This window comes from Neobacillus jeddahensis, from assembly GCF_000612625.1.
GTDB classification, from domain to species: Bacteria; Bacillota; Bacilli; order Bacillales; family Cytobacillaceae; genus Neobacillus; species Neobacillus jeddahensis.
Map to the genome: position 1 here is coordinate 44293 of NZ_CCAS010000030.1, position 7416 is coordinate 51708.

A 7416-nucleotide genomic window follows, 5' to 3' on the forward strand; every position below is an offset into this window, starting at 1 on the left:
GCTGGAGCATTTTTTATTTATCCTCAACATGATAGGCCTGGTATACTTCTCGTTTTGTGATACCACGATCCTTTGCGGCCTGCTTAATGGCCTCCTTTGAAGGAATATCTTTAACTGATATGTAGTGATTCACGTGTTCCTCAAGTGATAAATGCTGCCACCAGCTAAGCGCTTCGTCCTCCTCTTGTTGATCCGTCCCATCCACAATCAAACAAAACTCACCACGAATTTCATCCTGATGAGCCCAAGCAATGGCTTCCTCAAGGGTTCCACGAATAAATTCCTCATATTTCTTCGTTAACTCCCGGCACAGAGCAATATTTCTATTCCCAAGTACATCAAGCATAATCGCTAATGTCTCTTTTAAGCGATGGGGAGATTCATAGAAGATTAACGTTGCCGTTTGATTTTTCAAACCTGCTAACTCCACTCGTTTGTCTTTCTTATTACGGTGTAAAAACCCATAAAAGTAAAAGGGCTGACACGACAATCCCGAAGCAATTAATGAGGTAAGGGCTGCATTCGCCCCTGGTAATGGGACAACCGCCACTTGTTCATCAATCGCTGCCAACACAAGTTCATAGCCTGGGTCAGAAATAGCTGGCATTCCGGCATCACTCACGAGGGCTACCTTTAACCCTTGCTTAACCTTTTCGATCAGTTTTTCTCCACTTGCCTCTTTATTATGCTCGTGATAACTGACAATCGACGTTTCTATTTCAAAATAATTGCACAGCTTTTTCGTATTTCTTGTATCTTCCGCCGCAATTAAATCTGCTTCTTTTAAGATTCTAATTGCCCGGTAACTCATATCTTCAAGATTACCGATGGGAGTTGGAACTAAATAGAGAATTCCTTTATGCTCCTCATTCTCAAAGCTTTTCTGCTGCCACATGTTCATCACCATTTTCTCTTAGTAAAAACTCAAGCTTTTTCTTTCTAGGTAATTGTTTAAATTGGTACTCAGCCTTTAAAGCATCACTTTTATGTTCATACCCTTTAAAATAGGTAAGTTTGACTGGGCCCCTGCCACGTGTATATTTGGCTCCCTTTCCGTCATTATGCAGTCTAATTCGGCGTTCGAGATTATTGGTATATCCACCGTATAAACTACCATCTATACAGGTTAGAACATAAAAATAGTGACTGCTACTCTCCATATAAAATCCCTCTGATTTCAGGAGTATATTCATCTGCCTCGTTATAAACGATCAGTGGCGGGAGAATTTTCAAATCCGGACTGCCATCCTTGATTGCCTCCACTAAAATGGTGTTGGCTTCTTTTCCCAGCTTAGGGTAGACAAACTGAATCCGCTTTGGCTCCAGTCGATACTGCCGCATCAGCGTAATGATATCCATCAGGCGACCTGGACGATGGACAAATGCCACCTTCCCACCTTGCCTCACTAATTGACTTGAGGCTTTGATCGCATCTTCTAACGTGCACAATAGTTCATGTCGGGCAATAGCCAGATGCTCATTCGGATTTATTTCTTGTTTGGATGACGTTGTAAAATAAGGAGGATTGCAGGTTACAACATCATATTTTCCAAACCCTTGTTGCTTTGGGATATCCTTGAGATCACCGTGAATCATCTGTAAACGATCCTCAAGTCCATTATATTCAATACTGCGAATGGCCATATCAAATAAACGTTCTTGTATTTCAACCCCCGTAATCGTTGCTTTTGTCCGAGCGCTTAAAAATAATGGAATGACCCCATTGCCACTACAGAGGTCGATTATATTCCCCTTTTGAATTGGTACATAAACAAAGCGTGCCAGTAAGACAGCATCGAGTGAAAAAGCAAAAACAGAAGGGCTTTGAATAATTCGTAAATTCTCAGCAAGTAAATAATCAAGCCGCTCATCTTCTTTTAGGTTCACCAAATAGATCAATCCAATCTAAAATGTATGTATGAAAATAGAGGCTGATGTGGTCAGCCTCTTTAGGTTATTTCTTATTAAGAAAAGAAAGACAGAATAGACAATCGCCATCCTTCCGCAAGCTTCCAAAATGAAGATTACAAATATGAAACCCTTCTTGATAAAGACGGGCGAGGTTATCATATCCTTCACCAACATCAAATGGCTTACCAGCAGGAGACAGGCCTGGGGGTTCAACGCCCTTTTTATTCTCTAATTGTTTCTTTTCTACTTCCGTGGTTACATCTAAACGGCGCCGCAAATGTTCATTTTCAAGCTTTAAATAATGATTCTCTTCTAGTATCTCAGCTAAATGCTGCTTTAATTCCCCTAGTTGCTGATAAAGATGGCCAATTTGTGTTTCCATATTACTTACTGATTCAAAAATTTCCTTTTTATCCACGGCTTCCACCTCATTAATCTGTGGATTGTATAGAAAAGGCACCTTCTTTAATGATTTCATCCAAAGTATACTCCAGAACCCGTTCTTGTTCCTTTAGTTCAATCTGAAGTACCCGCTCTAATATATTTAATCCTACCACTTTTCCTTTACCTTGTGGTGTTTCGATGATTTCCCCTAAATCCGGCAGAGCCTCTTTAGCAGATTCATATTCATCATTTTCATATTTTAAGCAACACATAAGTCTACCGCACAATCCAGAAATCTTGGTGGGATTTAAGGAAAGGTTTTGATCCTTCGCCATTTTAATGGAAACAGGATCGAAATCACCTAAAAAGGTCGAACAGCATAGCATTCTGCCACACGGTCCAATCCCGCCAAGCATCTTGGCTTCATCACGAACGCCAATTTGGCGTAATTCAATACGCGTTCGAAAAATAGCAGCTAAATCTTTAACAAGCTCACGGAAGTCAACTCTTCCATCTGCCGTAAAGTAGAAAATGACCTTGTTTCGGTCAAATGTATATTCAACATCGACTAGCTTCATATCCAGTTGATGCTCATTCACTTTTTCATTACAAACCTGATACGCCTCTTCGGCTGCTTGCTTATTTTCCTCTACAATCATGCGATCCTTATGATCAGCAATTCTCACCACTTTTTTTAATGGAAGGACAACATCGTGCTCCTCTACTTGTTTTCGGGCGATAACTGCCTTACCATATTCAACGCCACGAACCGTTTCAACAATGACAAAGTCGTCCTTTTCGATTGAGAGGTCTCCAGGATCAAAATAATAGATTTTCCCCGCTTTTTTAAAGCGTACTCCTACAACATCATACAAATGAAGATCCCTCCTGCAATTTTAACACAAGCTGTTCCATCATCAGCTGAGGATTCATATTTGCCTGCAGCTTTCTTTTTGCTTCAAGAATAGCTGACATTTGATCCGATATGCGCCGTCCAGATGTTTGCAGGGCAAATTGCCTTAACCGCTCGTCTTCTTCTATGAAAACCATTTGCTCCTGCTTATCTAATTGTATATATAGTAAATCCTTAAAAATAAGAAGTAAAAGATCTAAACCACGATGAATCTGTTCTTTCTCTTTGAAATGTGAAAACCAATCGCTTTGAAGCATGACCATCGCTTCTAGCGGATTTTTTTTCAGCACCTCATATAATTTTACCACTATTTTTTGGGCTTGTGCAAACCATTCATCGACATTTAATTTAAGCGCTTCATCTAAGTTATTGGTTAACTGGGCTAATAACGGTGCCTTTACTGGCGCGACGCCATTTTCAACAAGTTGTTTCATCATTACTTTAGGTGCTAATGGCTTAAATGTCAATATTTGGCACCTTGAAAGAATCGTTGGTAAGAGCTGCTGCAATTGTTCGGTTAACAGAAAAGCAACCGTTCCAGGGTTCGGTTCCTCTAAAAACTTTAACAAGCTATTGGATGCACTTACACTCATTTTATCAGCATGAGAGATCAAGTACACCTTTTTCAAGGATTCTACTCCCTTTTTTGAAAACTCAGTTTGCAAGCTTCTAATCTGATCAACCTTAATGGATAACCCATCCGGTTCGACAATATGAACATCCGGATGATTTCCACTCTGAATACGTCGGCAATTGTTACATGTCTCACATGGTTTATAGCCTTCGATAAGGGACTCGCAAAATAGCGCCTTCGTGAGTAAAAGACCGACTTCCTTTTTACCTGTCCCTCTCATGCCTTCAAATAGGTATGCATGGGCCACTCGATTTTTCAATAAGCTGTTTTTTAACATTTTCAAGACTGTAGGCTGCAGCTCCTCTAGTTGATCCCATGTTTTTTCCAAGCAAATCACTCACTTTATCAGTTAATACATTCATTTAAAAATGCAGATATTGTTCAATCGGTAAAACAAATACAGTTGCCCCTCCAACCTCTACTTCCACAGGGTAAGGAACATAGGAATCGGCATTTCCCCCCATCGGTGATACAGGAGCGACCAGTTGATCTCTCGACCTGCAATTGTCCTTTATAATTTGGAGTGCCTTGTCAACCCGAATATCCTCGGTCCCGATCATAAAAGTAGTGTTTCCCGACTTCAAAAATCCACCTGTACTAGCTAATTTGGTCGCTCTAAAATTATAGTCTATTAAGGCTTTAGATAAACGATTGCTATCCTGATCTTGAACAACGGCTATGATAAGTTTCATTTTGAACACACCCTCTTCTCCATATATTACAATGCTAATGTCCTCTATCTTTATTATAACAGGTTCTCGATCAGCATTCCTTTAATAGAGTAGAATAGATGATTAATTTTCAGATAATTAATTTGTACACTCGTCGCTAGTGACTGGAGCCAGTTAATTTTACGATAATCAGCATTCCTATTTACCATCTTTTATTATCAACCTATAGAGGCTATTTTTCTGCCAATTTCTCTTCTACAATCTGCAGGGTTCTCTTAAGCACTTCCTCAATCGATCCAGAGGCGTCCACCCGCTTCATCCGGTCAGGGAATCTGTTCATTAAGATTTCATACCCCTCTCTAACCTTTTGATGGAAGGCAAGATCTTCTAAATCCAACCGGTTAATCTCTCTATCTTTATTCTTATTAATCCGTTTAAGCCCCACCTCTGGTTCTATATCAAAATAGATGGTCAACTCCGGCATGAGATTCTCAATCGCAAATTGATTAATCGTAAATACCTCGTCCATACCTAACCCTCGCGCATGGCCTTGATAGGCCAATGAGCTATCGACAAACCTGTCACATAAAACGATTCTTCCTGCCGCTAATGCAGGCTTTACTTTTTCAATCAAATGCTGCCTACGAGCTGCTGCATAAAGAAGGGCTTCCGTTCGAGGATCCATTAACGTGTTTTCCTTATCTAAAATGACCTTACGAATTTGTTCGGCAATTTCAATCCCACCTGGTTCACGCGTTAATAGGGCATCGTGAAGCTGGTTCGCCACCAAATCAATAATTGTCGATTTGCCCGCTCCATCTGGTCCTTCAAACGTAATAAAAATTCCATTGCTCATCTATATTAAACCTCCAAAATGTAACTATCTCATGTTGCTCAGTACGACTTGGTGCCTCGAGTTATCCAGCATCTATGTTCATCCTAGTACAAATACCTTTATCAAGTCTTTTTTTAATGAGGAGCCCCCTTGAAACCTTGCCCCAGATCGTACCAGTCGATTCAGTTCTTGCTGTTTTTCTTTTGTTACTTGTTCCCCCTTTAATAACAAGGGAATTCCTGGTGGATATGGAATAAGTGACTCTGCACAAATAAGACCCACTGCCTCATCTATCGGTACCTCTCTTACGGCAAACGTCTCCATTTTATGATAGGGGATAGCTAGCTCCGCAATCCCTTGACTTTCCAGATGGACCTCTTCTCTTTCCACCTGAGTGGCCAAACCAGAGAGCGCCTTGCTTATTTTCACTGCTGTTTCCTCTAATGGATAATGTTCCCCTTCCTTTAATAATGGAAGGATGAACAACACATTAAACGGGTCTGCTAATTCTGTATAGATCCCCATCTCTTCAAACCTCTGTTGCAGTTCAAATCCACTTAACTCACACCGTGACTGTATGGTTACTTTCAGGTGATCACCTTGACAGTTTGGAAAATCTAACACTTTTATTGCAGGGATTTCGAGTAAGCTCTCTTTAAAGTCATTTATCTCACTTAGTAAAAAAGACAAATCCTTTTGTTCGTATGTAGCAGCATAATTTCTTGCGATATCAAGCGAGGCCATAATCGGGTAAGAGGGGCTGCTGGATTGCAACATTCCTAAGTATTCCTTTACGTTCGCTTCATTTATCAAGTCACTATTAATATGTAGAAACGAACCCATCGTCATCGCGGGAAGTGTCTTGTGGGCTGAATGGATCACCATATCTGCCCCTAATGCGAGGGATGATGCTGGAAAAGGTTTCCCGACGATAAAATGAGGCCCGTGCGCCTCATCTACCAATACAGGGATGTCCTGAAGATGGGCCAAATGAATAATACTTTCTAAATCATAGGTCATTCCATAATAATTTGGGTAAGTTACAATCACTGCTTTAGCGTCTGGATAGCGGTTTATAGCCTGTTTAACGGTTTCAGTACTAACCCCAACAGCAACCTTCCAATCGTGATTATATTCTGGCTCGAGGAAAATTGGTCTCACCCTCGCTAATCTCAATCCATTTAACACTGACTTATGGCAATTTCTTTGGACAAGGACAATTGATCCTTCTGTACAGGTAGCCATTATCATCGCGAGGTTACCTACGGTTGAACCATTCACAAGAAAAAAACTCTTTTTCGTATGATATAAGTCCGCTAATAGCCTTTCTGCTTCAAAGATTGCCCCCTCAGGCGAGTGTAAATCATCTAACCCCGATAATTCAGTCGCATCAATCTTTAAGATCTGCTCAAAATAGTGATTTGCGTCCGATTGCTCAATAAAACCATATTTATGTCCAGGGACATGAAAAGAAACAGGTCTTTTGTTGACATGTTCCATTAACGCTTCATATAAAGGCTTCTTCATTTGCATATTCATTTTTCTCTTCCTTCTGTGAGTCTCATTCATTTTAACAAAAAATGATAGCCATTCCTATTTTCCACAAAAAAATAAAGCCCAAATTGGACTTATTATGAAAATATTTCAGGGGTTGTTATTTTTTTTAGCTGTTTGAGAAAATGTTTATATTTAGGATCATTTGTATCTGTTTGAATTAAATCGTTTTCACAATCAGTACAAATAAAAGAAGTGTATAGATGTATGCCTTTTGGTTTAAGATTTTCACAAATAATGCATGTTTTTTCATAATGACTCTTTGCTAAAAATGAACTCATCCCGTCCACCTCCATACACCCATTCTGTCCTTAAATATTGATTTGTATACAATTTTTTGAATTATCTTTTCGATAGGCTCTTGTAATATAGTATGTTGTAATCTTCAATTGGGTGTATGTCTATACACGTTTTCTTAAAAAACACTTCGTACTTTTTTACTTTAAGCCCTATCTTTACCATCTAATACAAAAAGGACAACCCTTTCGGGCTGTCCTTTTTGTTGCCTGGCAAC

General features: G+C 39.7%; 11 protein-coding genes. All 11 read right to left on the bottom strand.

Annotated elements, in window-relative coordinates:
• Positions 1-13: 13 nt before the first annotated feature.
• Positions 14-895 carry a 16S rRNA (cytidine(1402)-2'-O)-methyltransferase gene (gene rsmI / locus TY15_RS13935; protein ID WP_040206607.1) on the bottom strand — a complete coding sequence of 294 codons (882 nt, stop codon included), beginning with the start codon at positions 893-895 and terminating at the stop codon, positions 14-16.
• Positions 873-1160: a GIY-YIG nuclease family protein gene (locus TY15_RS13940; protein WP_040206588.1), complete on the bottom strand. Its 288-nt coding sequence runs from the start codon at positions 1158-1160 to the stop codon at positions 873-875. The genes rsmI and TY15_RS13940 overlap by 23 nt, the downstream gene beginning before the upstream one ends.
• On the bottom strand, positions 1150-1890 hold the full coding sequence (locus tag TY15_RS13945; protein ID WP_040206590.1) for a tRNA1(Val) (adenine(37)-N6)-methyltransferase: 741 nt from the start codon (positions 1888-1890) through the stop codon (positions 1150-1152). Before TY15_RS13945 ends, TY15_RS13940 begins: the two co-directional genes overlap by 11 nt.
• A gap of 64 nt (positions 1891-1954) precedes the next feature.
• Positions 1955-2389, bottom strand: coding sequence for a DNA replication initiation control protein YabA (yabA, locus tag TY15_RS13950; protein WP_179301794.1), 435 nt, complete (start codon positions 2387-2389; stop codon positions 1955-1957).
• A complete protein-coding gene (locus TY15_RS13955) occupies positions 2343-3170 on the bottom strand; it encodes a PSP1 domain-containing protein (protein ID WP_040206593.1) in 828 nt (275 codons plus the stop codon). Before TY15_RS13955 ends, yabA begins: the two co-directional genes overlap by 47 nt.
• Positions 3163-4170 carry a DNA polymerase III subunit delta' gene (holB, locus tag TY15_RS13960; protein ID WP_040206594.1) on the bottom strand — a complete coding sequence of 336 codons (1008 nt, stop codon included), beginning with the start codon at positions 4168-4170 and terminating at the stop codon, positions 3163-3165. Before holB ends, TY15_RS13955 begins: the two co-directional genes overlap by 8 nt.
• Positions 4171-4204: 34 nt before the next feature.
• Entirely contained in the window at positions 4205-4534 is a 330-nt protein-coding gene (locus TY15_RS13965; RefSeq protein WP_040206610.1) for a cyclic-di-AMP receptor, read from the bottom strand.
• 53 nt (positions 4535-4587) lie between these two features.
• Positions 4588-4722 carry a hypothetical protein gene (locus TY15_RS25180; RefSeq protein ID WP_257000249.1) on the bottom strand — a complete coding sequence of 45 codons (135 nt, stop codon included), beginning with the start codon at positions 4720-4722 and terminating at the stop codon, positions 4588-4590.
• 23 nt (positions 4723-4745) lie between these two features.
• On the bottom strand, positions 4746-5369 hold the full coding sequence (gene tmk / locus TY15_RS13970; protein ID WP_040206596.1) for a dTMP kinase: 624 nt from the start codon (positions 5367-5369) through the stop codon (positions 4746-4748).
• A gap of 78 nt (positions 5370-5447) precedes the next feature.
• Entirely contained in the window at positions 5448-6887 is a 1440-nt protein-coding gene (locus TY15_RS13975) for an aminotransferase class I/II-fold pyridoxal phosphate-dependent enzyme (RefSeq protein WP_040206599.1), read from the bottom strand.
• Positions 6888-6979: 92 nt separating this feature from the next.
• Positions 6980-7183, bottom strand: a complete 204-nt coding sequence (locus tag TY15_RS13980; RefSeq protein WP_040206601.1) for a sigma factor G inhibitor Gin — start codon at positions 7181-7183, stop codon at positions 6980-6982.
• Positions 7184-7416: the final 233 nt, after the last annotated feature.

Bases quoted from the DNA above. Each gene is read 5' to 3' on its own strand.
- TY15_RS13965 (WP_040206610.1), bottom strand. From the start codon at position 4,534: ATGAAACTTATCATAGCCGTTGTTCAAGATCAGGATAGCAATCGTTTA.
- TY15_RS13975 (WP_040206599.1), bottom strand. From the start codon at position 6,887: ATGAATATGCAAATGAAGAAGCCTTTATATGAAGCGTTAATGGAACAT.
- tmk (WP_040206596.1), bottom strand. From the start codon at position 5,369: ATGAGCAATGGAATTTTTATTACGTTTGAAGGACCAGATGGAGCGGGC.
- yabA (WP_179301794.1), bottom strand. From the start codon at position 2,389: ATGAAATCATTAAAGAAGGTGCCTTTTCTATACAATCCACAGATTAAT.
- TY15_RS13980 (WP_040206601.1), bottom strand. From the start codon at position 7,183: ATGAGTTCATTTTTAGCAAAGAGTCATTATGAAAAAACATGCATTATT.
- TY15_RS13940 (WP_040206588.1), bottom strand. From the start codon at position 1,160: ATGGAGAGTAGCAGTCACTATTTTTATGTTCTAACCTGTATAGATGGT.
- TY15_RS25180 (WP_257000249.1), bottom strand. From the start codon at position 4,722: ATGGTAAATAGGAATGCTGATTATCGTAAAATTAACTGGCTCCAGTCA.
- rsmI (WP_040206607.1), bottom strand. From the start codon at position 895: ATGTGGCAGCAGAAAAGCTTTGAGAATGAGGAGCATAAAGGAATTCTC.